Here is a 22,133-nt window from a genome sequence, read left to right on the forward strand (position 1 = left end):
TACTTATGCGCCATAATGGTGGCAGACACCATTATGCAAACAAATCCAATCATCAGGAGAACACATGACGATTCCAAAAATTTTTGACAACAACAAACTAGTTCTTTCCGGGCTCATTTTAACCTTGAGTACGATGTTTTTAAATGGAACCCAAGCAGCAGCTTCAGCCATGCCTTCCCTCGGTTTCTTTGGTAGGGCGAAAGCAGAGGAGCCCCTTGATATAGGTAAGCAGTTTAATTGTAATTGTTTTGTTCAAGAAACCCTCCCTGAAAATTTTCATATAGCTGAAGACTTTCTTCTGCCCTGCAATAGGATGGAGAAAGAAGTTTCCGGATCTAAACCCAACCCTGATGCCAAATCAAGTCAACATGAGAGGAATGCACTGTTAAAAGGTGGTTTGGAAGCGCTTTGCATTTCTGGGAGCGCGCAATTTTCTAAAGCGGGATTGCGAAATACTATAAAACGTATTCAAGATAACGAATTTTACAAAAGGAATAAATGCACCAAAATAGCAATTGTTGACTTTAGAGAGGAAGATCATTTTTTTGTGGGCGAAGATCAGATTGTGGAAGACAAAAAGCGCGGCAGAGGAATTGAATCTATTATCAAAGGGGTTGTTGAAGAACAAAAGAAATTAGCTAATGGTGTTAAATTCGAAACCGAAGCAGAAGTCGCAGGACAACTGGGGGTTGGGTATATTAATATTCCTGTTCCTGATCATGGATTTCCTGACGTGGTGACTTTGCAAACTTTCATAGATTCCAATACTTGGGTACACTTTCATTGTCGTTGCGGCATTGGCAGAACCAGCATTGGGATGAGCATGTATGACATAATGAAAAATGCCAGACCAAGTGATTGGAATCAATCAGGTTCATCAATAGGGACAATATTAATGAGACAATGGCTCTTAGGGGGGCTGGTTCCTTTAAATAGTGCTGGAACTCCATACGGCCATTTCCCTTATTCAAAGGGTTATTCGTTATTGTTAACTACTTTTCATAATTACGTAACTGATAATTCCGAAGGATTGTATGCGGCCAAAAAATCTTCATGGCAAGTTTGGGAAAGCAAACGTACTTGGGGCAGTAACGAGCATGAGAAGGCCAGACAGGTAATGGGATATTAAAGAGCTGTTAGAAATAGCTAATGCTCGTTTCTTTCTTAAGGTATTAAAACCCGTAAGAAATATGCGAGCATTTACCGACCTTTCACATGGAGCCTTAACCAATTAATGATTTGCCCGTTAAATTCCTGAAACCATTCATCTGCATTCTTATCTCCAAGATTATAATCTACGGCGTTAAAACAAGGCCCCCCTTTGGTGATCCAATTCCATAAAAGAGAAAAGAAACCAATGGTGGCCATTTTAGGGATGTGTCGCACCAAGAAGGCATCATCGGAAAAGGCGCTGTGTTCCACCTTGGGGGACCACATTTCAGCGTTTTGAATCTTGGTCAGCTGATCACCCAAATCGTCTTGATACTGCATCATCCCCCGGATAAACAAGACCGGTTTAGCGGTTGAATTGGGCAAAATTCCATGGCGACCATAAATTTTGCGATCTGTAATCTTCGAATCGATATCAATAACAGCTTGAATGCGATTGTCTTCAAAGCCAAGTGTGTGGGCGACATTTCCCCCAAAACTGTGCCCCATCAAGGTAATGTGGGTGGCATCCAAAAGCCCGCCAAAGTATTTGGCGCTTATTTCTCTGATATGGTCAAGCATGTATCGAACATCCCCAATGGCTGCCCCCATAGCTTCATCGTAATATTGATAACGATAATCACGATCACGAGGCACTTTCCAGCTGTCTTTAAGGGTCATAACGATCCTGGTCCCATCAGAAAATTTAACAAAATTTGAAACATAAGGTTGGTCCAGACTTAAAACCATATACCCGTGGGAAGCCATTTCTTCGCATAAAATTGTATAATCTTGGCGCCCATGGCCCAGGCCCGGTATGAAAATAACGACTGGACAAGCTTTGCCTTGCAGTAATTTTGCCTCTGGCTTTGAGTGGGAGAGAATCTTTGTGTCTATAACCAAACCCTCATCAAGTGTTCCAGGCCTGTAAGGATATGTCTGAGTGTGTTTAGTCGTTGGGTAAAACGCCTGGACCATCCATCGCCTGGGCGGTGAGTCCCGAAGCATCTGCCTTGATGTGTCTGTCACTTCAAATGATTGGGTGCCGCATCCAAAGGGGCCCGTGGGAGAGGGGAGAGTTACCGTTGCACTGCAGGGCATTCCAGCGAAACATAAAGATGCAAATATGAATTGAAATGTCCTCATGCTGATTTGATCCTCTTCTGATTTCTAATTTTAATGAAGCGGTGTTTTCTGATATGGTCAACCATCGATCTTAATTAACATATTTATAAAGGAACTAAAAATGTCTGTTCTTGTTGGAAAAAAAGCCCCTGTTTTTAAGGCGACAGCCGTCTATGAAGGCGAATTTAAGACCGTTCATCTGGATGATTACAATGGTAAATATGTTGTTTTGTTTTTTTACCCTCTTGATTTCACGTTTGTATGTCCCACTGAACTTCACGCCTTTCAAGAAAAGCTTCAAGATTTTAACCGTCTTGGCGCCACTGTCTTGGCATGCAGTGTTGATAGCCATTTTTCTCATAAAGCGTGGATTGAAACACCTAAAGAGAAAGGGGGTATTCAGGGAATACAATATGGGATTATCTCTGACTTAGGTGGAAAAATAGCCAAAGATTATGATGTTCTAAACGAAGATGGCATCGCATATCGCGGCCTTTTTCTGATTGATCAGCAAGGAGTTGTGCGCCATCAGGTGGTCAATGACCTTCCGTTGGGCCGAAGCGTGACAGAATGCCTTCGCATGTTGGAAGCCCTGCAGCATGTTGAAAAACATGGGGAAGTCTGCCCTGCTGATTGGAATAAAAACCAGGCAGCCATTCAGACGACTCAAGCAAGCGTTAGCGCCTATCTAGCCAACAAAACAGCATAGTTTGAGGGTGGATGGTTTGTCGTGGTTGGGTGCGATTTTAGTAAAATTCGCACAGCCACGATTCTGCGCTTGGTTTTTTTTTTATTTTAAGTTATATGTAGTTATAGTCGGGAAGTAGCGCAGCCTGGTAGCGCGCCTGCTTTGGGAGCAGGATGTCGGAGGTTCGAATCCTCTCTTCCCGACCAAATTTCATTCCCAAATTTTCCGAACATTTTGCACAAAGCTAGCCACGCCTTATTCTGGGTGGGCTTTTTTATTTATTTATTATGGAATAAGAATGGTGCGGTCGAGAAGAATCGAACTTCCACGAGGTTTCCCCCACAGCGACCTCAACGCTGCGCGTCTACCATTTCCGCCACGACCGCGACGCATACAAAGACCCTAGCAAAAGCCTTAGGAAATATCAAATTTTTTATATTTTTTGTTGTTATACACAATTCAGATCATTTTTGCCGCCAAACCGTTATCACAAGGGACGCTAAGAGACAGGGTGCTCCATGAAAATACATCGATGGCCCAATGCTTTTGTTCAAAAGGTCGTATCGAAAAGGTTATTCAAAGCTTCCCTTTGAAGGATCGCATGGACATAGCCCTTGATGGAGAAATCAAAGTTATTCGCGAATTTTGTAATGCCCTTATCGGTTTCCAATTAAAGGGTCAACAGCAAAGGGTTGGAAAGGTATACACCGTTTGTGAGGTATTTTAGTTACTAACAGCAACAGCAAACTCGTTTTAGCGAAGTTATTCTTCTGAAACCTAATCCCAGCCCCAACAAAATTTTGTGGGGGCTGGCGATTGTTAAGGATGGTTTGTTATGGCGAAGTGTTTTAAGTGCCTTAGTTGCTGACGCTTGCATTCGTATCGCCTAGGCTAGCCTTATTGCCGCCATTGTTGCCATTGTTGCCATTGTTGTCGCCATTCCCCTGGCCTGAATTCTCATTGTCATGTTGGTCTTGAGTATCTCGTATTGTAGTCGTATAACCCTGAACAAAGATCAAATCTTGAATCAACGCCTGTAAACGCACAATGTCATAGGCATTGCTTGGGGCGGTAATATGGCCAGTCTTAGTGGAAATACCACTTTCGGTACCAATGGGGTATTTTTGAAGTGTGAAGGCAAAATAGTCAGCAGGATTTGTTAAAGCTTTTGCACTGGCGCTAGCAGTGATAGAACCATAAGGTTTTAGAGACGAGTTTGCTGTTGCATTGATGCGACCAAAGACACTCGTATTTAATCCCCCAAATTTACAAGTTGCAAGACGTGTCGATGGATTCGGATTTGTTATCCCATTGGCAGCTGTCTGGTATCCACTACGATCGGCTCCCAGCACGTAATTAAAAATAGTCGTCAAAACTGTTCCCGAATCTTCTTGACCTATAGGATTCGTTGCAAATAACCCTTGGTATGCGCTGTCCGTAATTCCAAAAATGGCCCTAAAGAAAATGGATAATTTATCGGCAGGTGATTTCATGTCAGCGTTGTTGGGTCTGCCGGCTCTCCCATAACTTGGGAAGTATTGACTTGGTAGGGTGAATAAGTTGGCAACGTTTGCTGCAGAAACGCCTGACCCACCGCCAGTTATAGTATACTCTCCGGTGATTGACCCCGAGGTTAGTGTCGCACTTGCTGTTCCACTAAAGTATATAGGCCCGGAAAGGGCGTTAAAACCAAACACATGATCCATCAAATTATCCACAGCCCTGGTAAGCATCTGACTATTGGCGGAAGTTGACGGGCAATGGTCGTTCAAATTATTTAGCACTGAAAAGAAATTATTTAGTACTGAAAAGATAGTTGGGCTATCAACACTGGAAGAAGTATCACTGGGTGTTCCAATATGCACATTAATATCATTCACGAGGGCCGAAAGGGGGGCATTTTAGCACCAGTTGTGACTGCCGCTGTGTCTGTGTTAGGAAACCCTATGGCCGTGCACAAAGAACGAAGAGTCGACTCCCCTATAAAACATGAGGGATAATCTCTTGCCTGTTGTCTTGTCACAACTCTTACTCTTTCTAACCTGTCCATGGCTGCCGGGGCCGGCAGTGTTGCAAGGGGGGATCCCGCCCTGAGCGTCCCATTAATTGATGAATGGCTTGACCCACCATTCAACTCCCCCGCCGTACTCCCATACGCACATGACAACGCCGACAGGCTGGCACCTAACAAAAATAAACTGTTACGCATAATGAAAATTCCTTAAATAAAAAAACATAATTATTGTATTTTTACAGAATTTTGTTAATGTATAGTTAATTATAGGTGATTTTTTAATAAAAATACTACGTGTGTTCAAATTCAGACTTATGCACACTTATATATATCACATGTTAATCACAATCTTCTCAATCTGATTGCATTTTGAAGTCCGAATGATTATCTTCCAAGCAAGCTAGAAACACAAATCAAGAGCCTGAAAATGGAAGCACTGCACGGGGGAATTTCCGCCCAACAATTACGGTTATTTATCGAAAAGATCGAACGCTTGGAACAAGATAAAGCTGAACTTGGAGAGGTTGTTCGGGAAACCTTTGCCGAAGCCAAATCAGAAGGATTCGATGTGAAAGTTATGCGTCAATTGATTAAAATCCGGCGCATGAAAAAGGAAGAACTGATTGAACAGGAAGAGCTTTTAGGACTTTACCGCCAGGCGCTTGGCGAGTGATAGTCCGCTTTGCAAAATAACGACGGCGATTGTGCTTAAGCTGGCCATAATGATAAAAATGGGTGCAATTGATCCGTTGTAAAAAATAGCGGTCAACATCACACAACTTGAAATCAGGGCATTTCGGACCAATGCCACCCAGGCAATCGCCAGTCCTCTGTCGGCGGTGGTGCTCTCGTAGGCCCACGTGGCGCAGGTGGAATTGGAAAAGGGCAGTCCAAAATTTAACACGCAAATAGTGCTTAATATAAAAACAGGCAATCCCCCATCTGAAAACACTAAACAAAAAAGCGCGCAGCTTACAAATAATCCAAGGGTTGTTATTCCAACTTGTAAAGATTTTTCCAGGCCCAAACGGGGCAAGTATTGCCTGTAAAGAACAGCCCCTAAAAAGTTTGCCCCGACGGGGATCAGCTGAATATAAGAAAATGTGATGGGCGTGCATTGGAAACGATCAATAAACAAAAACGCACTATTTGCTGAAAAGATACAAGCAATTGCAATAGGCAAACAATGACCAAAAGTCATGGTCATAAAGTAAGAGTTCTTAATCAAAAGAAGACTTTTTCCCCATATGGACGACCACGAATCTTCCTGTTTTTTTTCAAGGGACAAGCTTTCCGGTAAAATCCAGTACAATGATATTAATACAAACAGGGCGCCAACCATCAAGACCCAAAAATTTAATTGCCAGTTGTATCGTTCAAAAAGTTGGGCACCCAAGACCGGGGCGATGGCAAACGTGATCGGGAACATGGTGTGGTACAGTGCAATATAACGGGCATATTTTATGCCATGGAACATATCTGATAAAATGACAAGGGTTAGGATACTCATGCCGCCCGATCCGGCTGCTTGCACGACACGCCCCACCAGAAACAAATAAATCTCTGACGAAAGAGCGCAAATTAAAGACCCCACCACAAAAATCATCAGGGATATCAGCATAATCTTTCGTCTGCCATGCGTATCAGTCCAGCGTCCATAAAATAGAGCCGTTATGGACGAGAGTAAAGGGGACACCATCAGACTGAGCTGAATGACCCATTCCTTGGTGTTAAAACAACAAGTTAAATGAGGCATACAGGGGATATAGATATCCATGCTGGCAATTTTCAAGACCAGGGACATCAATAACAAGGGGGGCACTAACTTGATGCGCCAAGAAGAAGCGATTTGATTGTTCACGGAAATTTAAGGGATTATTCTCTAAGACATATTACGGAACATACCACAAGCCCCCGGTTGTTTGAAAGCAGTAACCTTTCCATGGACGCACGATCGGCATGAATTCTTTGGTTTGATTTTTCCGACAAAGCGATTGTTAACGGAAATATTGACTTGATAAATATAAATCTAGTACCTATGTATCTTCTATATGAATTTCAAATCAGGTGAAGCATGAAAAGAAAATCATTATTAATGATGTCGCTGGCTGGCTTATGTTTGGTCGTTCAACCAATATTTTGCCAAACTCTTTTAGAACAAGAACTGGCTAGAACTCAACCCAAAAGTGTTAACGGCGTAGACCCTTTCTATAATCCAGCTAATTTCTATGAGCCGACGGGGCCTCTTAGTTCCAAAGAACAGGCACAGCAAAAGGAATGTGCGCAATTACTTTTGAAAACATTAACGCAAACGCCTGATAAGGTTGGCGCGCTTCAAAGGTCGGTAAGCAATCTTGAAACGCAAATTAGATCGAATTCAAATTCTAGCATGGTGATGCACTATTTGTGCGTAACGTCGATTATATATTTGAACAATGTTTTTGAATGCAACCTGGTTGATTATCGTACTAACTCGTCTGGTGACACAAAGAAAGGGTTTGTGGACCGTGTTGAAAACGTATTGCGAAGAACAAGCATGTGGCAAGGTGTTATGAGCCAGGTGGATGAATTTAAAAGAGCATACGATAAAAATGCAACCGCTGGAAAATGGGGAGGAGTTAAAAGAGCAACGCATAAAATTACGGACAGAATCGATGGCTATGATTGGCTGAGGATATTCGCAGAAATAACGGCCGAACGCCTAGATTGCTTGCCTGAATTCTTTCATATGGAAACTGAATCTAACGGCTGGGGTAGTAATTATTATTACAAAGTGGATCCAACTACCCAGCAGAGTGAGGGTTGGTTTAAAGGACCAGATGGAATTGTTTATCAAACCAGCGAGCATTACTTTCAGGCCCATAAATTTGTCAAAGGCACTCAAGCATTTAATGCCGTGGTTGCCGCAGCTGATCCAGGGGCGGCGAAGCGATTAGCAACAGGTATACATAACGGCCCAACAAATAAAATAAGCAATAACTGGCATGGTATTGGACCGGGGCCAATCGATTCAGAAGGACCCTGTCCGTTCGACCCAGGTCGTTATAATACACAGTTGCAATCTTTAACTTATAAAGACCGTGTGATGGTCAGGGCGTTGTACTATAAATTCACACAAAACCCCTTCATAAAACAGAAGCTAATAGCTATCGGATTTCGGCCGCTGATTGAAAACACCTCTAAGGCACCATACCCAGATGGATATTGGGGAAATGATATAGAAGATCCCGGTGTTAAGAAACGGCCTGTAAATATGTTGGGTCTCTTACTGGCTGCCCTTCGTGAGCATTTTAGGGATCCTCAAAATGGTGTCACTTTCCCTCCGCCAGCAAATTCACATGGGCAGGCTCAACAGCCGACATCGGGCTATAATCCTGCCGCTGCTGCTCCTGCGGTTCCCTTTGGGGCACCTGCGCAAAGTGCTCATCAGGCATACCGGTACCCCGCCTCGTCTTCCACCTTCCAACCTCAACTTCAGCAATATGCTCAGACTCCAGGCGCTGCTGCCGCCGCCGCTGCGGCTCCCGCGGTTCCCTTTGGGGCACCTGGGCAATATAATGCTCAAGTGCAATCAAACTACTATGTTGCTCCTTCTGTTCAACATTATCAGAGTAATATTCAGAACCAGCAATATTCAATTGTTTTTCAATCGCCAAAAGGGATCTGGAAGTTATCGAACAATGGCCAGTGGTTCTATAACGACTGCCCGACTGGTATAGTGCCTTTTCCGATTCCAACGCTACCCAGCCGTCGGTGGGCTCTTAGTGCGTCGCATGATGGATTGCAGCTTTTCATGAATGATGGATCCGTATGCAATTGGGATTGGTCTATGAATCAATATAGATAGCGTCCCACAATATTAACTTTTAATGTTTACACGCTGCCTCCTCCAAAGGTCCTAGAGGGGGAGGTAGACCAAGGCAGGATATAGGGGTGAAGTCGAATCCCAAATAATTTATATTAACATTCTGTTAATCATTTTCCTTCAAAATAAATATAAATGAGATTTTGATAAAAGTTTTTGACGTGCGAAAAAGTCTTTTGATCCTTTATATGTTGTTTGCATGGTGCGGGGTTATCAAGCCAATATGTGCTCAATCTTCCCTTCATCAAGCAATAGGTAGAAATGCCCATGGGACTGGATCCATTACTGACATAGATCCTTTTTATGACTCAACGCATTTCTATGTCCCAAAGTCTTTTTCCATAACTGACGAAGACTTGCAAAAGCAATGTGGCAAAATGCTTTTGAAAACATTAACGAAAATACCTGAGAAACTCGAAACTCTTTTGCACGCTGGGCAATTATTACAGCAAAAAATTTACAGCAATCCTAAAGACCCCATGCTGGTGCATTATTTGTGCGTAACAGCAATTATATATTTGAATAACGTTTTTGAATGCAACCTGTACGATTATAAGAATAAGCTGCATTTTAATATAGGTCTTAATACAGCGAAAGACGTGGTGGGGGCTGTTACAAACGCATTGCGAGGAACAAGCATATGGGCTGACGTACAGAAACAGGTAGACGATTTTAAAAAAGCATACGACAAGAATGCAGCCGCTGGCAAATGGGGGAAAGTTTTAAAGACAGGGGGAGCTAAGGGCGTGCACAAAATTACGGACAGAATCGATGCAGATGATTGGCTGAGGATATTCGGAGAGATAACAGCTGAACGCCTGGGTTGCTTGCCTGAATTCTTTCATATGGAAAATGACCCCACTAACGGCTGGGGGAGTAATTATTCGCCCCATGGGTTTACAGCGCCGGATGGGACTATTTACAAAACCAGTGAGCATTACTTTCAGGCCCATAAATTTGTCAAAGGCACTCAAGCATTTAATGCCGTGGTTGCCGCATCCGATCCAGGCGTGGCGAAGCAATTAGCAACAGTTATACATAACGGTATAACAAATAAAATAAGCAATAACTGGCATGGTATCGGACCGGGGCCAATCGATTCAGAAGGACTCTGTCCGTTTAAGCCGGGGGTTTATAATACACAGTTGGAATCCTTGACTTATAAAGACCGTGTGATGGTTAGGGCGTTGTACTATAAATTCACAAATCCAGCGAACAAGAACATAAAAAAGAAATTGATGGATACATATCCTCGCGCATTTATTGAAAACACCTCTAAAGCTTATCCAGAATATCCGGATGGATATTGGGGGAATGATATAAACGACGTGAATTATGCGGGTAAGCCTATAAATATGTTAGGGCTTATGCTTGCTGCGCTGCGTGAGTATTTGAAAGAGACTGATGGTGTTACGACTGCTTCGTCCTCTGCGTCCTACAGCTTTCAACATTCGCATCAGACGTCAGGCGCTGCTGCTGCCGCCGCCGCCGCCGCTGTTGCGGACCAACATTAAGTATTTTGATTTTTTTAGACCATCCCAACTTACCCCTTGAAAAACCCAGTTCTTTGTTCCCAAAGGGTATAGTGCCCATTCAAATCATTTTCCACCTTCGCCGTCATCACGAGGAGCCGTAGCAACGCTGTGATCCAGGAAAATACATGGATTGCTTCAGAACGATGTTCTTCGCAATGACGAGGGGAATCCCGCAAAATGATTTGAATGGGGTATATATTCCATTAGTTTAACTAAAGTTTAATCCATAACTGGAGTTTGCAGGGGCCTGCCTTGTGGTTCTTCGCCAAGAAGAGAGAAAATCTCAAAATATGGATAAAGAGTCGCTCATATTAAACTTTTATTAACATCTTAATGCCTAAAATATATTATATATTTAATCTATTTTGGTTAGTTTTATGGCGAATTCTATAAAAAGAAAAATTTTCAAAAGTATATATGCTCTAGGTTTCATGGCTTTGGTGAGTTACAACACTTTAACAGCTTCCCATCTTTTTGATCACGATCAAACAGCTCGTAATCAAAGTTTTGAGCATCCACAGTTTGGAATCACATTTGGTATTAATATCTTCCCTGTTTCCAATTTCGTGAAGGATTCTAATGATAGGCAACATCAATGGGAACCAGGGTCAAATTATTATCGAAATTGTGTTCTACCCCAGGAAGGAATTGATACCTACAAGGCTTATCAAATGCTGGACCAGCTTTATCGGGAAAATCATCCTGACATAGCCTGCAAATTTGAAACTCTTATGGCAAAAAAAGAACCTAGCATGCCCTTCATTACGCACAGTGTATGGTTCACCAATCAAGATTCCCCAAAAGAACTAACAGAGCAGTTTCTGGAATGGTATACGTATTCTTGTGGACTTCATCTGAAGGATAAAGGATGGAAACACTATCTGTGGGTTCAGGATAGAACAAAACTACCTCACACCACAGGTTTCTTGGAACACCGTGGCATTGAAATCAAGGAAATATCCAAAACACTAACCGATGACGATTTTTGTGGTCTTAAGAATCACGTCTATCACGAAATCTCCCAATCAAAGTTTGGACGGGCTGCCGATATCTTTCGTTGCGTTATTTTGAAAAAATACGGCGGAATTTACCGCGATATAGATTTTGTCATGACACGTCCCTTTACGGGTTTGGCTTTGGCCTATACGTTTTTTGCAGGGATTGAATATGCCTATTCCTATCCTTGTAATGCCATAATGGGTTGTCGTCCTGATCATCCCATCATGTCAAAAATGATTGAGAACATGAAACGTAACTTTGACCCAAAATTGGCTCCTGCTTACATCCAAGATTCCCTACAAAAGCACGGAGATTTATTGCATACACTATGTACGACTGGCCCTATTGCTTTAGGTGTGGCGTTGCACACAGCTCTTCTGTCCAAAGGACCTACATCATTCGGAGAGCACATCAGTCAAAAAGTCAACGAACAAACAGATCGCACCATTATTTTTCCCCCTGAGGTCTTCTTTGCCTATGAAGGTGGAAGGGATATTAATGCATTTGGAGTCCATGCATTTTCTGGAACGTGGTTAAAGCCAGAGTTTGGCAGCAAAGGCTAATTTTGAACGCTAAAGGTTAAAATTATCACCTAGATAAAGGCGTCTCACCTCAGCATTTTCAACAATCTGTTGGGGGACGCCTTCCATCAAAACCCTGCCATGGGCGATGATATACGCACGATTAATAATATCCAAAGTGTCCCTTACATTGTGATCTGTGATCAAAATACCAATGCCTAAAGTCTTCAAATGGGCTATGAGTTCGCGAATCTCCCCAACGGCGATGGGGTCAATGCCAGCCAACGGTTCATCTAACAACAGAAACTTTGGCGATCGCGCCAAAGCGCGCGCAATTTCAACGCGACGCCTCTCTCCTCCTGATAAGGCAAGGGCAGGGGATTGTCGCAGGTGACTGATGGCGAATTCGTCCAACAATGAATTTAGGCGTTGTTCACGTTTTTCTGGATTTTTTTCAGACAATTCTAAAACTGCCAAAATGTTCTGTTCAACATTCAGCCCCCGAAAAATAGAACTTTCTTGGGGAAGATAACCGATGCCTAGACGGGCACGTTGATACAAAGGCATGCCCATAATATTGACGTCGTTCAGATGAATTTCCCCACGATCAGGCTGAATAAGACCACTAATGATAGAAAAACAGGTTGTTTTTCCTGCGCCGTTTGGACCTAAAAGACCAACAGCCTCGCCAGACTGTACGTATAAATCGATACCTTGCAAAATGGGCCTTTTGCCAAAATTTTTATAAATATTCTGGGCACTGAGGGTTTGGGGGGAAGATGGTATGGAGAAGGGTGATGATGTGCGCATGTCTAAGGATGAATGGAGTTAGGCAATAAAACTGCCTGGACTGTATCAGACTTGTCCTTACCTGTCACATTATAATAGTCTGACTCCAGGTTGGCCGTTGCTTTCTGACCTTTAATGGTACTTCCGGCCTTAGTTAATACGATTTTTCCATCACACGTGATGATATTTGTTTTGCAATCATAAGTACAGCGTTCTGCTCTTATACTGAAATCTTCCTCTTGAAAATAAACATTCCCCTCAGCCTCGATGGTATCAATATTTTGAGATGACTGTTGATCCGATAAATTAGAAAAATTCACTTGGAAATAGTCCGCTGTTAAAGTCTGCGTGCGGGGTAGGGGGGAGGTTTTCGAAGGGGGACGGGTTCTGATGGCATGGGCGTCACCCTTAACATGAGATTGATTTTTTTTAGGCTCGTATTGCATCTCCTTTCCCTTAATAAGAAAAGAAGGTTGAGCGACCTTTAATGGGGCAGAAGCGGCTACCCAGGAAGTTGCAATAATAAAAAGACAAAAAATAAAAAAGTTTACGTGCATTCCATTTTTCTTTAACGACGGGCAGTCAGCTCAGGTGTACCTAAGAAAACAATACGTTGACCCTCTTCCAAAACTTTAAACCCATGGGCTTTTATATTGGCTTGTTTATTATGCCCTTCCACAAGTTCATTATTGTGTGCAGTTCCTTTATCAAGGTCGACGGTTGCCTTATGGGTCGTTAGCTGAATACCATTTGTATGTTCAAGGCAGACTTGACCTGTTAGATTCATTTTTCTGCTGGTTTGATTATAAATCCCTTGATCGCCTTTCATTTTAATTTGCTCACCATTAATCAAATGAAGGGTGATTTCTATGTCATGTAGCAAAATTTCTTGCGGCGATATCTGTTGACCCGTCTTAGATTTGATAACAAAGGGCCTATTCTGCTTATCAACACTTTTAAAGCACAAGCTAGTCGCTTGATTAGATGTCGATGGTGGTAGTTTGGAAGTTTTTAAACTTGTCATACTTTTTAGTGGCCAAAATAAAATACATGCTAAAAGGCTAACACTAAGCAGAACCAACAAATACTGTGTTAGGACAACACGCCGTTTAAAAATCATTTCACATCCGTTTCTACAACCGACATCTTAACTGGTGTATTTCTAACATGAATTTTTGACTAACACAAATAAACTTAAGGGGCTGTTTTAATGCCAACTTCTTTTTCCAGGTACACTAAAAACTTCTGGGGATCATTATTCCCTTTATCTCCCGATGTAAAAATAGAACCATATTCGCTTCGAAGGGCTAAAAGTTGGCTTATGCCTTCAAATAAGATATCGAAAATGCGAAGTTCATTATCTTTTTTGACAACCTTCCAATAAACTTTGGCAGGCTCAGAACTTGGTGAGTCGTTAAAGGAAAAAAGGGTTTTCACCTGCATAGTACCGTCAATTTGTTTCGCTGCAGATTCAACCTTATGAGTCGTGTTTCTGAAAGTTTTAACTCTTTCGGGGGTGGAATAAATTTTCACTAATCGCTTTGCAAAAATTTGACGAAACCTTTCCTTTTGTTCTGGAGTGAACGAGCGGCCATTACTTCCTAAAACAAAATTAGCTATTTCCCTAGTTACAAAGCTTTTTTCCAGTAATTGACCGAATTCGTCTTGCCCAGCGGTTTCTCTGTTGGCAACTTCCATACCCTGCTTGACAAGATCTTCCACAAAGGATTTAGACTCTTCTTCGTTGGGAATCTGAAATTGTGAGGCTTGTAGAGCCCCAAACAATGCAGCGCACAGAATAAAAGTACAAAAGACAAGAAACAAAGCGTTCCTTTTTGGTGTTCTGGTGAGCATTATGCCGGTCCATTTTTGAAGTTAATTCGAGAATATTAATTATACTGTAACGGTTGTATGTTTAACAAATTATTAATTGCAAACGAAAAAAGGCGAGGTATGCTCGCCTTTCTTTTATTATTATTATAAGAACAGATTTTTAATAATCCATTCCCATGCCGCCACCCATGCCAGGGTTAGGCATCGCTGACGATTTTGGTTCAGGCTTCTCAGCAACCATGGCTTCCGTTGTGATTAACAGACTGGCAATAGACGCTGCATCTTGCAAGGCAGTTCTGACGACTTTGGTTGGATCAATAATACCCAATTTAACCATGTCACCGTAGATGTCTTGTTGCGCATCATACCCAAAGTTATAATCGCTGTTATCCAAAACTTTACCAATAACAATCGATCCATCAGCGCCCGCATTAATCGCAATTTGACGAATGGGAGACGTTAAAGCATGTCGGATAATCCGAATGCCAACATCTTGATCGCTATTGGATGTTTTTAGGCCATCTAAAACTTTCAGGCTGCGAACCAACGCTACACCACCACCTGGGACAATACCCTCTTCAATGGCTGCTCGTGTTGCATGCATTGCATCTTCAACGCGGTCTTTGCGTTCTTTAACCTCAACTTCTGTCGCACCACCTACACGAATGACTGCTACACCGCCGCTTAGTTTTGCTAGGCGTTCTTGCAGTTTTTCACGATCATAATCAGAACTTGACTCTTCCGCCTGTGCGCGAATTTGATTGCAACGTGCTGCAATTTCACTCTTTTGGCCAGCGCCATCAACAACAATAGTATCATCCTTAGAGATGGAAACCTTCTTGGCTGTTCCCAGCATCTGAATAGTTACATTCTCTAACTTAAGGCCTACGTCCTCTGATACAACCTGGCTGCCTGTTAGAATAGCGATGTCCTCTAAAATTGCTTTGCGACGATCACCAAATCCAGGAGCCTTCACCGCAGCCACTTTCAAACCACCACGCAGTTTGTTAACAACCAAGGTTGCCAAGGCTTCACCTTCAACATCTTCAGCAATAATCAAAAGCGGACGACCCGATTGAACAACGGCTTCTAGGACAGGAAGCATCGCTTGTAATCCAGACAATTTCTTTTCGTGAATCAAGATATAAGGATTCTCTAATTCGCAAACCATTTTCTCTGAATTGGTAACAAAATAAGGTGAGATGTATCCTCTGTCGAATTGCATACCTTCAACAACGTCAAGTTCTGTCTGCAAGGATTTAGCTTCTTCAATAGTAATAACGCCTTCTTTACCAACTTTTTCAACGGCTGTGGCTAACATTTCACCAATTTCTTTTTCGCCATTGGCAGAAATGGTTCCTACTTGTGCAATTTCAGCGCGCGTTGAAACTTTCTTGGATCGGCTTTTAAGGTCAGTGATAATAGCTTCAACAGCCAGATCAATACCCCGTTTTAAATCCATCGGGTTCATACCAGCCGCAACAGCCTTGATGCCTTCGCGAACAATCGCTTGGGCCAAAACAGTTGCCGTTGTGGTGCCATCACCGGCCAAGTCTGATGTCTTGGTGGCAACTTCACGCACCATCTGTGCGCCCATGTTTTCAAATGGATCACTTAACTCGATTTCTTTAGCAACGGAAACGCCGTCTTTTGTAATACGAGGCGCACCGAACGATTTACTAATAACGACATTGCGTCCTTTCGGTCCAAGCGTCACCTTAACGGCATCAGCCAAAATATCGACGCCGCGTAACATTCTTTCGCGGGCATCTGCTGAAAAGCGAACTTCTTTTGCGGCCATAACTAATTCCTTCCTTTATAAAATTTAACTAACGTAATTTCGATTTAGGCTACTTTGTGGGTAATAATTCCCATGATGTCAGATTCTTTCATAACTAAATAATCTTGACCGCCAACTTTAATTTCGGTGCCCGACCACTTGCCAAACAAGATGCGATCGCCAGCTTTCACGTCCAAAGGAACCAGGTTGCCTGACTCGTTGCGTGTTCCGCTTCCGACTGCTACAATCTCGCCTTCCATGGGCTTTTCTTTGGCAGTATCAGGGATAATAATACCGCCAGTGGTTTTTTCTTCCAACTCTACCCGCTTGACAAGTACGCGGTCATGCAATGGTCTAAAGTTCATGTTATCCTCCGTTAAATAATCTGGGTTAAAATCAGCACTCTCTGCTTTCGAGTGCTAATTTAAGGCGGGCGCCTTCTCGCTGTCAAGTTTTTTTTCCCATACTTAGTAAATTGAGTTACGGTATGTCAGAATTATTGTTTAGATTTTTTTTATGATTAAATACTCGTTACAACTGCACCAGGTGAAGCGCCATTTCGTTCAAGGTGGTCAGACTCTGGAAGTTTTAAAAAACATTAACCTGCAGCTTAAAAAAGGCGAAAGTGTGGCTTTGGTTGGCCCCAGCGGCGCTGGAAAGACGACCTTGCTACAGATTTGTGGGTTATTAGAGGCGCCAACCTCTGGAATTTTGAAAATTGACGGACAGTCTTGTGAAAGCCTTGACGATTTCCAGCGAACAATTTTACGCCGGCAATATCTGGGGTTCGTCTATCAATTTCACCACCTTTTGCCTGAATTTTCAGCCTTAGAGAACGTGATGTTCCCTCAGCTTATTAATGGGGAAACAAAACCAAAGGCACGGGCACAAGCTGAACTGTTGCTGAAAAATATGGGTTTGGAACATCGTTTGCACCACAGACCAAATCAATTATCAGGAGGTGAGCAGCAACGGGTGGCCATTGCCCGAGCCGTATCCAACAGTCCAAAAGTTTTATTGGCAGATGAGCCAACAGGAAACCTTGATAATGCAACAGGAGAAAAAGTATTTTCTGAGATGCTTAATCTGGTCTCCAACGCCAATCTATCCGCTTTAATCGCAACCCATAATATGGAGTTAGCGGCTCGTATGGACCGGATTGTTTATTTGAAAGATGGCGTTCTGTTGGCATGAAGGCAGGTACGACCTAGTGGTCGTCGCTGCCTGCATGATCCAGCACGTCTGGGATATCATCCAAATCTTCACCTAACTCCGACGTGTCTTCCATTAAGCTGCTGTCATCCGCCAGATCAGTATCCAGATCATCGACCAAATCGATATCACCAACCAACAGACTGTCTTCTAACCCAACGGCTTTGGCTACATCAACTGCAGCTCGACCGCGCCGGCCCCGGCCTGAGGTTTGCAATTCAAAGGTTGTGCCACATTTCGGGCACAGGATTGGGCTTTTCAATAAATCATAGAAACGACCCCCGCACCCTTGACAGCTTCTTTTAATTCCCCATTCTGGCTTAATCACGTTGGTACCCTTCCTTTATAAAGCTCAATGTTTACTGCATTGTATGTACTTAGCTGATATCAGCGTAAATGACAAGTTTGTTGAATATACTCTCTTGAGGCGTGGAATCATCTTGTGCAAGCTCGATCCTTAATACACTCTAAAATTGGATATGCGGTTTGTTCTTTGGCGATTAATTAAAGACAAGTTATGGGATTTGAGTCATAATTCATACTCGTAATGAATGTATTAAGGTAAGATTTAACAATGGCACAGGCACCAGCATATAAAGTTGTGGCGCAGAATCGTCGGGCACGGTTCGATTATGCCATTGCAGAAACGATTGAGGCGGGTATTATGTTGACCGGCAGTGAAGTGAAGTCTTTGCGCGCTGGAAAATCCAGCATTAACGAGTCTTTTGCTGGCGAGATGTTGGGTGAAACAGGGGGTGGCATTTTCCTTTTTAATGCCAATATACCTGAATATCTAGAGGCTAATCGTTTTAACCATGAACCGAAGCGTCCGCGTAAGTTGTTGCTGCACAAACGCCAAATTAATAAATTCTTGGGCGCCATTCGTCGCAAGGGCATGACCCTTGTCCCTATGCAGGTTTATTTTAATGCCAAAGGACGCATCAAGGTGGAAATTGGCCTGGCCAAGGGCAAGAAAACTGTGGATAAGCGGGAAACCATTAAAGAGCGCGATTGGCAAAGGGATAAAGCCAGAATCTTAAAGGGAGACTAAAAATAGGTAGCTGGGGATGGTTTGTTACTCTAAGTCTGGGTGGTATTGGAACGGTCGCTGTTCTAGCCTATGCGGTGAAGGGAATTTTGTGGTTCTTTAAATAGCCGGTTCTTTTTCTCCCCCGAATTTTTGCCTTGTTTCCTCTAACCCTTGCGGGCTTCCGATGTCAGCCCATAAATTCTCATGCGTCAATCCATGTAATCTTTTGCGATGTTCTGCTTCGGCAAATATTTTCGTCACAGGGAAAATGGTTTGGTGTGGCCACACCCGAGATTTTTGAAAAACCTCAGCCGATAAAATTTGAATACCTGTGTAGACATAATCACCAGGATTCTCTGGTTCTGCTAAATGCAAATTACTACGGTCATCTTTATTATAATCCCCGCGTCCATAGTAACCAATTGTTTGATGTTTGGGCACCACTGCTAACAAAACATCCATCGTGTCAGGGTCCCATGCATCTGCCATTTTCGTTAAAAGAGGTTCTGTTGGCGAATCTTGCCACCATATATCCCCATTAATGCAGACAAAAGGCTGGTCACCAAAATGCTTTAAGGCTTTGGCTATGCCGCCACCTGTTTCTGAAATTACAGGCTCATAGGAAAACAAAATTTTAGGCTGTTCTGCCAAATGCTGGTGAATTTCTTTAGCTAAATGATGGGTATTCACGACAATTTTTTCTACCCCAACCGCGTGTAAACGATTGATCGTTTCATCCAAACATGTTGTTGATCCAATGGAAATCAAGGGCTTGGGCGTGACATCTGTTAAAGGGCGAAGGCGCTTACCAAAGCCAGCGGCTAGGATCATGGCTTGTTTGATACTTTTTGTCATACGCTTGGAATACCTTGATTATGTAAGGGAAGATAGGCTTCAAACCAATCATGAACAGGTTTTAAAGATGGTTTTTGAAGGGAATCTTTTAAATAGTTCCATAAACGTGGTAAATGGCACAAATACTTTGGCTTGCCCTGCCTTAAAGCATAACGGGTAAAAACCCCAATAACTTTGACGTGGCGACCGGCCCCCAAAATAGCGGCTGCGGTACGGTAATCAGACTGCTGGGCTGAGGGAACCTCTTCTAAAAAGATTTCCCATAAACTTTTTTGCAGATTAAGGCTTACATCACGGCGGGCGTCTTCCACTAAAGAAATAAAATCGTAAACAACAGGGCCCCATACAGCATCTTGGAAATCCAAAAGGCCGCATTGTTGCAACGGGGCATTTGCGGCTGGCAACCACATCAAGTTATCGACATGATAGTCGCGTAAAACCAACCGGTGCGGTAGATCAGGAAGGTTCGAAAAAACGGTGCGCCAAGCGCCCAGAAAATCCTGCTTTGCTATTTCATAAGTGGTTTGGGTTTCAACCGCTGGCCAATACCAATCCATAAAAACTTGAACTTCAGTCAATAATTTCTCAAGGCAGTAATCAGCGATGAATGCGGGTTTTTCCAAACCGTTTTGGTGCAGATATTTTAAAACTCTTACAGCTTCTTTATAAAGACTTGCTTCCCGTTGGGGGGAGTCTTCTAAAATTTTGGAGAATGTCTGATCGCCAAAATCCTCTAACAGAACGAATCCTTCTTCTATATGATGACCCAGGATCCCTGGGGTTCGAAGACCTAGTTCTTTCAAATGATGGGCAATAGCAATGAATTGGGCTGGATTTTCAGGGGAGGGGGCATCCATCAAAATACGTTGGGATTGAGGTAGCCGAAAGTATTGACGCAGCGACATATCGTTAGCCAAAAATTCAAGTTGTTCTGGCTGATAGTCATTATTTCTTAGAAACTGGTGACGAAGTGCTGTTCGAGATGGACTTATAATGGACACTCTATTTTACAACTCCGTTGATCTATGTCTGAAACTTTAATGTAAATATTGTATCGGAAGTCGGGTAAAAAATCACCTAAACGTTCTGGCCATTCAATCAGACAAATATGTTGGTTGAAGGCTTCCAGTAATCCCAGTTCTTCTGCGTCCTCTGGTCCCTTTAGACGATACAGGTCACAGTGCCAAATTTCCCCCTTTGGCGTGTCATAGGTCTGTATCAGAGTGAAGGTTGGACTAGGTACATCCGTAGTCGGTAAAAGGCTTTGTATGAAGGCCCTGGCAAAGGTTGATTTTCCTGCTCCCATATCTCCCCACAGCGCAATAACACAAGGGGCAGCCACAGCTGTTGCCAGAAAATGTGCCTGTTCTTCTAGTTGGGGTTGTGTAAGATTTTTCATAAGCTCAGGCGTTTGAATACTATCTTTGTTAAGTTTTTGTTAAGAATTTGTCATAGTTTGTAACATACCAGATATTGTTAGACCAGGATAATCAGGCGATTATGGTTCTAGAAATGTTAGCTGCCTCAAATAAGTGATAAATGCATTATGTCCATGCCTTCTCCACAATTTTATCAAGAAACGTCTTACCATCCAACAGTTTGTCATTCTGAAATGGCACAGACGCTTCAATCTACTTTGGGGGGGACCGTTAGCTGCAGTGGGGTAGGGGTTCACTCTGGCCAACCGGTGAGTTTAACCTTGCGGCCAGGAAAAGTGGACAGTGGGTATATTTTTGTTAGAACCGATGTTACCTCAAATAGCAAGATTGCGGGACGTTATGATCACGTTGTAGATACACAATTATGTACAAAGTTGGCGAATGCAGAAGGTTTTAGCATCAGCACGGTCGAGCATGTGTTGGCCGCCCTTGCAGGGGCCCATATTACCAATGCTATCATTGAGGTCAACGGCCCTGAAGTTCCCATTATGGATGGCAGCTCTGCTGTGTTCAGCCAACTTATTGAAAAGGCGGGTATACAACCACAAAACACCGTTGTCCGTGGCATAAAAATTCTAAAGCCTGTTCGTGTGACTGTTGGCCAGTCTTACGCAGAGTTTGTACCCTGTGAGGATCGCCTTGTCACAATGACATTTGATGGCCATGGTCGATTGAAGAAATTAGCTGCCAAGAAAGAGATGACCTTTGATTGGGATCATGATGACTTCAATGATTTGCTGGCTGATGCGCGCACGTTTGGATTTTATGATGATGCGCAAAAACTATTGGCGATGGGTTTAGCCAAGGGGGCTTCCCTTGAAAATACAGTCGTCATTCAAGATGAAAATACGGTCATGAATCCAGAAGGACTGCGATCATCCGATGAACTGGTTCGTCACAAGATTTTGGATGCGGTTGGGGATTTGGCTCTGGCCGGTGTTCGCATTCAAGGACACTTCCGAGGCGTCAATTCGGGTCATGCCCTGAATAACCAATTGCTTCGAGCTTTATTCAATACGCCCGATGCGTGGTGTTAGGATTTTTTAAGAGCTACTACGCCTCAAATCAAGCTCCACCCCTTTAAGAGGTGAGCTAGAAATAAATTCCAAGAAAGATGCCTTTGGATTTAATAATTCTTCGTAAGCTTTCTTTGAAAGAACAACAACCTGTTGTTGCCCCCTTATGGTGACTTCCTGAGGACCTTCAACTGTTGCTTTGCGGACAACTTCACTAAACTTTGCCTTTGCCTCTTTTAATGGCCAAGATTGCATTTTATCCCCCAATAGGGCCAGTTTTACT

At 43.0% G+C, this 22,133-nt stretch carries 25 protein-coding genes and 2 tRNA genes; 11 read left to right on the forward strand and 16 right to left on the reverse strand.

Annotated features, from left to right (window positions below):
- The first annotated feature begins 64 nt into the window (after positions 1–64).
- Positions 65–1,129 (forward strand): protein-tyrosine phosphatase family protein, encoded by a 1,065-nt coding sequence (locus tag EQU50_RS00145; protein ID WP_130153148.1) that lies wholly within the window; start codon positions 65–67, stop codon positions 1,127–1,129.
- A gap of 71 nt (positions 1,130–1,200) precedes the next feature.
- Here the strand turns inward: EQU50_RS00145 and EQU50_RS00150 are convergent, their stop codons facing one another.
- Entirely contained in the window at positions 1,201–2,295 is a 1,095-nt protein-coding gene (locus EQU50_RS00150; protein WP_130153149.1) for an alpha/beta hydrolase, read from the reverse strand.
- A 100-nt stretch (positions 2,296–2,395) separates the two neighbouring features.
- Between EQU50_RS00150 and EQU50_RS00155 the strand changes: the two genes are divergently transcribed.
- A complete protein-coding gene (locus tag EQU50_RS00155) occupies positions 2,396–2,983 on the forward strand; it encodes a peroxiredoxin (RefSeq protein WP_130153150.1) in 588 nt (195 codons plus the stop codon).
- 108 nt (positions 2,984–3,091) lie between these two features.
- A tRNA-Pro gene (locus tag EQU50_RS00160) sits at positions 3,092–3,168 on the forward strand.
- A 93-nt stretch (positions 3,169–3,261) separates the two neighbouring features.
- On the opposite strand, the gene EQU50_RS00165 is transcribed toward EQU50_RS00160, so the two are convergent.
- Positions 3,262–3,348 (reverse strand) — tRNA-Leu (locus EQU50_RS00165).
- A gap of 125 nt (positions 3,349–3,473) precedes the next feature.
- Between EQU50_RS00165 and EQU50_RS00170 the strand changes: the two genes are divergently transcribed.
- Positions 3,474–3,689, forward strand: coding sequence for an Hsp33 family molecular chaperone HslO (locus tag EQU50_RS00170; protein ID WP_130153151.1), 216 nt, complete (start codon positions 3,474–3,476; stop codon positions 3,687–3,689).
- Positions 3,690–3,819: 130 nt separating this feature from the next.
- On the opposite strand, the gene EQU50_RS00175 is transcribed toward EQU50_RS00170, so the two are convergent.
- Both EQU50_RS00175 and EQU50_RS00180 read right to left on the reverse strand, forming a co-directional pair.
- On the reverse strand, positions 3,820–4,827 hold the full coding sequence (locus EQU50_RS00175) for a hypothetical protein (RefSeq protein ID WP_130153152.1): 1,008 nt from the start codon (positions 4,825–4,827) through the stop codon (positions 3,820–3,822).
- A gap of 11 nt (positions 4,828–4,838) precedes the next feature.
- A complete protein-coding gene (locus EQU50_RS00180) occupies positions 4,839–5,171 on the reverse strand; it encodes a hypothetical protein (protein ID WP_130153153.1) in 333 nt (110 codons plus the stop codon).
- A gap of 232 nt (positions 5,172–5,403) precedes the next feature.
- Between EQU50_RS00180 and EQU50_RS00185 the strand changes: the two genes are divergently transcribed.
- Positions 5,404–5,649: a DUF2312 domain-containing protein gene (locus EQU50_RS00185; protein ID WP_130153154.1), complete on the forward strand. Its 246-nt coding sequence runs from the start codon at positions 5,404–5,406 to the stop codon at positions 5,647–5,649.
- Here EQU50_RS00185 and EQU50_RS00190 read toward each other — a convergent pair.
- Positions 5,617–6,837, reverse strand: a complete 1,221-nt coding sequence (locus EQU50_RS00190; protein ID WP_130153155.1) for an MFS transporter — start codon at positions 6,835–6,837, stop codon at positions 5,617–5,619. The two genes, EQU50_RS00185 and EQU50_RS00190, sit on opposite strands and share 33 nt — an antisense overlap.
- A 213-nt stretch (positions 6,838–7,050) precedes the next feature.
- Between EQU50_RS00190 and EQU50_RS00195 the strand changes: the two genes are divergently transcribed.
- The 3 genes from EQU50_RS00195 (at position 7,051) to EQU50_RS00205 (ending at position 11,938) form a co-directional block, all read left to right on the forward strand.
- On the forward strand, positions 7,051–8,823 hold the full coding sequence (locus EQU50_RS00195; protein WP_130153156.1) for an NADAR family protein: 1,773 nt from the start codon (positions 7,051–7,053) through the stop codon (positions 8,821–8,823).
- Between the two features lie 179 nt (positions 8,824–9,002).
- Positions 9,003–10,355: an NADAR family protein gene (locus EQU50_RS00200; RefSeq protein WP_130153157.1), complete on the forward strand. Its 1,353-nt coding sequence runs from the start codon at positions 9,003–9,005 to the stop codon at positions 10,353–10,355.
- A 398-nt stretch (positions 10,356–10,753) separates the two neighbouring features.
- Entirely contained in the window at positions 10,754–11,938 is a 1,185-nt protein-coding gene (locus tag EQU50_RS00205) for a glycosyltransferase (RefSeq protein ID WP_130153158.1), read from the forward strand.
- A 9-nt stretch (positions 11,939–11,947) separates the two neighbouring features.
- Here EQU50_RS00205 and lptB read toward each other — a convergent pair whose 3' ends face one another.
- The 6 genes from lptB to groES all read right to left on the reverse strand — a co-directional run bounded on the left by lptB (position 11,948) and on the right by groES (position 16,663).
- Positions 11,948–12,706 (reverse strand): LPS export ABC transporter ATP-binding protein, encoded by a 759-nt coding sequence (gene lptB / locus EQU50_RS00210; protein WP_130153159.1) that lies wholly within the window; start codon positions 12,704–12,706, stop codon positions 11,948–11,950.
- 2 nt (positions 12,707–12,708) lie between these two features.
- On the reverse strand, positions 12,709–13,131 hold the full coding sequence (locus EQU50_RS00215) for an LptA/OstA family protein (protein ID WP_165380266.1): 423 nt from the start codon (positions 13,129–13,131) through the stop codon (positions 12,709–12,711).
- 122 nt (positions 13,132–13,253) lie between these two features.
- Positions 13,254–13,805, reverse strand: coding sequence for an LPS export ABC transporter periplasmic protein LptC (gene lptC, locus EQU50_RS00220; RefSeq protein ID WP_130153161.1), 552 nt, complete (start codon positions 13,803–13,805; stop codon positions 13,254–13,256).
- 74 nt (positions 13,806–13,879) lie between these two features.
- The gene (locus EQU50_RS00225) at positions 13,880–14,539 is read right to left on the reverse strand and encodes an MlaC/ttg2D family ABC transporter substrate-binding protein (RefSeq protein WP_130153162.1); all 660 of its coding nucleotides are present in this window, start codon (positions 14,537–14,539) and stop codon (positions 13,880–13,882) included.
- 139 nt (positions 14,540–14,678) lie between these two features.
- The gene (gene groL / locus EQU50_RS00230; protein WP_130153163.1) at positions 14,679–16,319 is read right to left on the reverse strand and encodes a chaperonin GroEL; all 1,641 of its coding nucleotides are present in this window, start codon (positions 16,317–16,319) and stop codon (positions 14,679–14,681) included.
- Positions 16,320–16,363: 44 nt separating this feature from the next.
- Positions 16,364–16,663 carry a co-chaperone GroES gene (gene groES / locus EQU50_RS00235; protein WP_130153164.1) on the reverse strand — a complete coding sequence of 100 codons (300 nt, stop codon included), beginning with the start codon at positions 16,661–16,663 and terminating at the stop codon, positions 16,364–16,366.
- Between the two features lie 151 nt (positions 16,664–16,814).
- Here groES and EQU50_RS00240 point away from each other — a divergent pair, with 151 nt between their 5' ends.
- On the forward strand, positions 16,815–17,492 hold the full coding sequence (locus tag EQU50_RS00240) for an ABC transporter ATP-binding protein (protein WP_130153165.1): 678 nt from the start codon (positions 16,815–16,817) through the stop codon (positions 17,490–17,492).
- A 13-nt stretch (positions 17,493–17,505) separates the two neighbouring features.
- Here the strand turns inward: EQU50_RS00240 and EQU50_RS00245 are convergent, their stop codons facing one another.
- The gene (locus tag EQU50_RS00245) at positions 17,506–17,838 is read right to left on the reverse strand and encodes an FYDLN acid domain-containing protein (protein WP_130153166.1); all 333 of its coding nucleotides are present in this window, start codon (positions 17,836–17,838) and stop codon (positions 17,506–17,508) included.
- A gap of 246 nt (positions 17,839–18,084) precedes the next feature.
- Between EQU50_RS00245 and smpB the strand changes: the two genes are divergently transcribed.
- Positions 18,085–18,561, forward strand: coding sequence for an SsrA-binding protein SmpB (smpB, locus tag EQU50_RS00250; protein ID WP_130153167.1), 477 nt, complete (start codon positions 18,085–18,087; stop codon positions 18,559–18,561).
- A gap of 96 nt (positions 18,562–18,657) precedes the next feature.
- On the opposite strand, the gene EQU50_RS00255 is transcribed toward smpB, so the two are convergent.
- From EQU50_RS00255 to tsaE, 3 genes are read right to left on the reverse strand one after another with little or no spacing between them, the layout of a single operon-like run.
- The gene (locus EQU50_RS00255; RefSeq protein ID WP_130153168.1) at positions 18,658–19,395 is read right to left on the reverse strand and encodes a nucleotidyltransferase family protein; all 738 of its coding nucleotides are present in this window, start codon (positions 19,393–19,395) and stop codon (positions 18,658–18,660) included.
- Complete coding sequence (locus EQU50_RS00260; protein ID WP_130153169.1) at positions 19,392–20,396, reverse strand: aminoglycoside phosphotransferase family protein; 1,005 nt, start codon at positions 20,394–20,396, stop codon at positions 19,392–19,394. The genes EQU50_RS00255 and EQU50_RS00260 overlap by 4 nt, the downstream gene beginning before the upstream one ends.
- On the reverse strand, positions 20,384–20,794 hold the full coding sequence (gene tsaE, locus EQU50_RS00265) for a tRNA (adenosine(37)-N6)-threonylcarbamoyltransferase complex ATPase subunit type 1 TsaE (protein WP_130153170.1): 411 nt from the start codon (positions 20,792–20,794) through the stop codon (positions 20,384–20,386). Before tsaE ends, EQU50_RS00260 begins: the two co-directional genes overlap by 13 nt.
- 153 nt (positions 20,795–20,947) lie before the next feature.
- Between tsaE and lpxC the strand changes: the two genes are divergently transcribed.
- Positions 20,948–21,871, forward strand: coding sequence for a UDP-3-O-acyl-N-acetylglucosamine deacetylase (gene lpxC / locus EQU50_RS00270; protein WP_165380267.1), 924 nt, complete (start codon positions 20,948–20,950; stop codon positions 21,869–21,871).
- 6 nt (positions 21,872–21,877) lie between these two features.
- Here lpxC and EQU50_RS00275 read toward each other — a convergent pair whose 3' ends face one another.
- The gene (locus EQU50_RS00275) at positions 21,878–22,105 is read right to left on the reverse strand and encodes a type II toxin-antitoxin system prevent-host-death family antitoxin (RefSeq protein ID WP_130153172.1); all 228 of its coding nucleotides are present in this window, start codon (positions 22,103–22,105) and stop codon (positions 21,878–21,880) included.
- Between the last annotated feature and the right edge of the window lie 28 nt (positions 22,106–22,133).

The organism is Candidatus Finniella inopinata, from assembly GCF_004210305.1.
In the GTDB taxonomy this organism is placed as follows: Bacteria; Pseudomonadota; Alphaproteobacteria; order Paracaedibacterales; family CAIULA01; genus Finniella; species Finniella inopinata_A.

Excerpts from the sequence above, each read along its gene's own strand:
- lpxC (WP_165380267.1), top strand. The coding sequence starts at position 20,948 with ATGCCTTCTCCACAATTTTATCAAGAAACGTCTTACCATCCAACAGTT.
- EQU50_RS00180 (WP_130153153.1), bottom strand. The coding sequence starts at position 5,171 with ATGCGTAACAGTTTATTTTTGTTAGGTGCCAGCCTGTCGGCGTTGTCA.
- EQU50_RS00150 (WP_130153149.1), bottom strand. The coding sequence starts at position 2,295 with ATGAGGACATTTCAATTCATATTTGCATCTTTATGTTTCGCTGGAATG.
- EQU50_RS00145 (WP_130153148.1), top strand. The coding sequence starts at position 65 with ATGACGATTCCAAAAATTTTTGACAACAACAAACTAGTTCTTTCCGGG.
- EQU50_RS00155 (WP_130153150.1), top strand. The coding sequence starts at position 2,396 with ATGTCTGTTCTTGTTGGAAAAAAAGCCCCTGTTTTTAAGGCGACAGCC.
- EQU50_RS00240 (WP_130153165.1), top strand. The coding sequence starts at position 16,815 with ATGATTAAATACTCGTTACAACTGCACCAGGTGAAGCGCCATTTCGTT.
- EQU50_RS00195 (WP_130153156.1), top strand. The coding sequence starts at position 7,051 with ATGAAAAGAAAATCATTATTAATGATGTCGCTGGCTGGCTTATGTTTG.
- EQU50_RS00255 (WP_130153168.1), bottom strand. The coding sequence starts at position 19,395 with ATGACAAAAAGTATCAAACAAGCCATGATCCTAGCCGCTGGCTTTGGT.
- EQU50_RS00275 (WP_130153172.1), bottom strand. The coding sequence starts at position 22,105 with ATGCAATCTTGGCCATTAAAAGAGGCAAAGGCAAAGTTTAGTGAAGTT.
- lptB (WP_130153159.1), bottom strand. The coding sequence starts at position 12,706 with ATGCGCACATCATCACCCTTCTCCATACCATCTTCCCCCCAAACCCTC.
- EQU50_RS00185 (WP_130153154.1), top strand. The coding sequence starts at position 5,404 with ATGGAAGCACTGCACGGGGGAATTTCCGCCCAACAATTACGGTTATTT.
- smpB (WP_130153167.1), top strand. The coding sequence starts at position 18,085 with ATGGCACAGGCACCAGCATATAAAGTTGTGGCGCAGAATCGTCGGGCA.
- lptC (WP_130153161.1), bottom strand. The coding sequence starts at position 13,805 with ATGATTTTTAAACGGCGTGTTGTCCTAACACAGTATTTGTTGGTTCTG.
- EQU50_RS00205 (WP_130153158.1), top strand. The coding sequence starts at position 10,754 with ATGGCGAATTCTATAAAAAGAAAAATTTTCAAAAGTATATATGCTCTA.
- groES (WP_130153164.1), bottom strand. The coding sequence starts at position 16,663 with ATGAACTTTAGACCATTGCATGACCGCGTACTTGTCAAGCGGGTAGAG.
- tsaE (WP_130153170.1), bottom strand. The coding sequence starts at position 20,794 with ATGAAAAATCTTACACAACCCCAACTAGAAGAACAGGCACATTTTCTG.
- EQU50_RS00225 (WP_130153162.1), bottom strand. The coding sequence starts at position 14,539 with ATGCTCACCAGAACACCAAAAAGGAACGCTTTGTTTCTTGTCTTTTGT.
- EQU50_RS00215 (WP_165380266.1), bottom strand. The coding sequence starts at position 13,131 with ATGCAATACGAGCCTAAAAAAAATCAATCTCATGTTAAGGGTGACGCC.
- groL (WP_130153163.1), bottom strand. The coding sequence starts at position 16,319 with ATGGCCGCAAAAGAAGTTCGCTTTTCAGCAGATGCCCGCGAAAGAATG.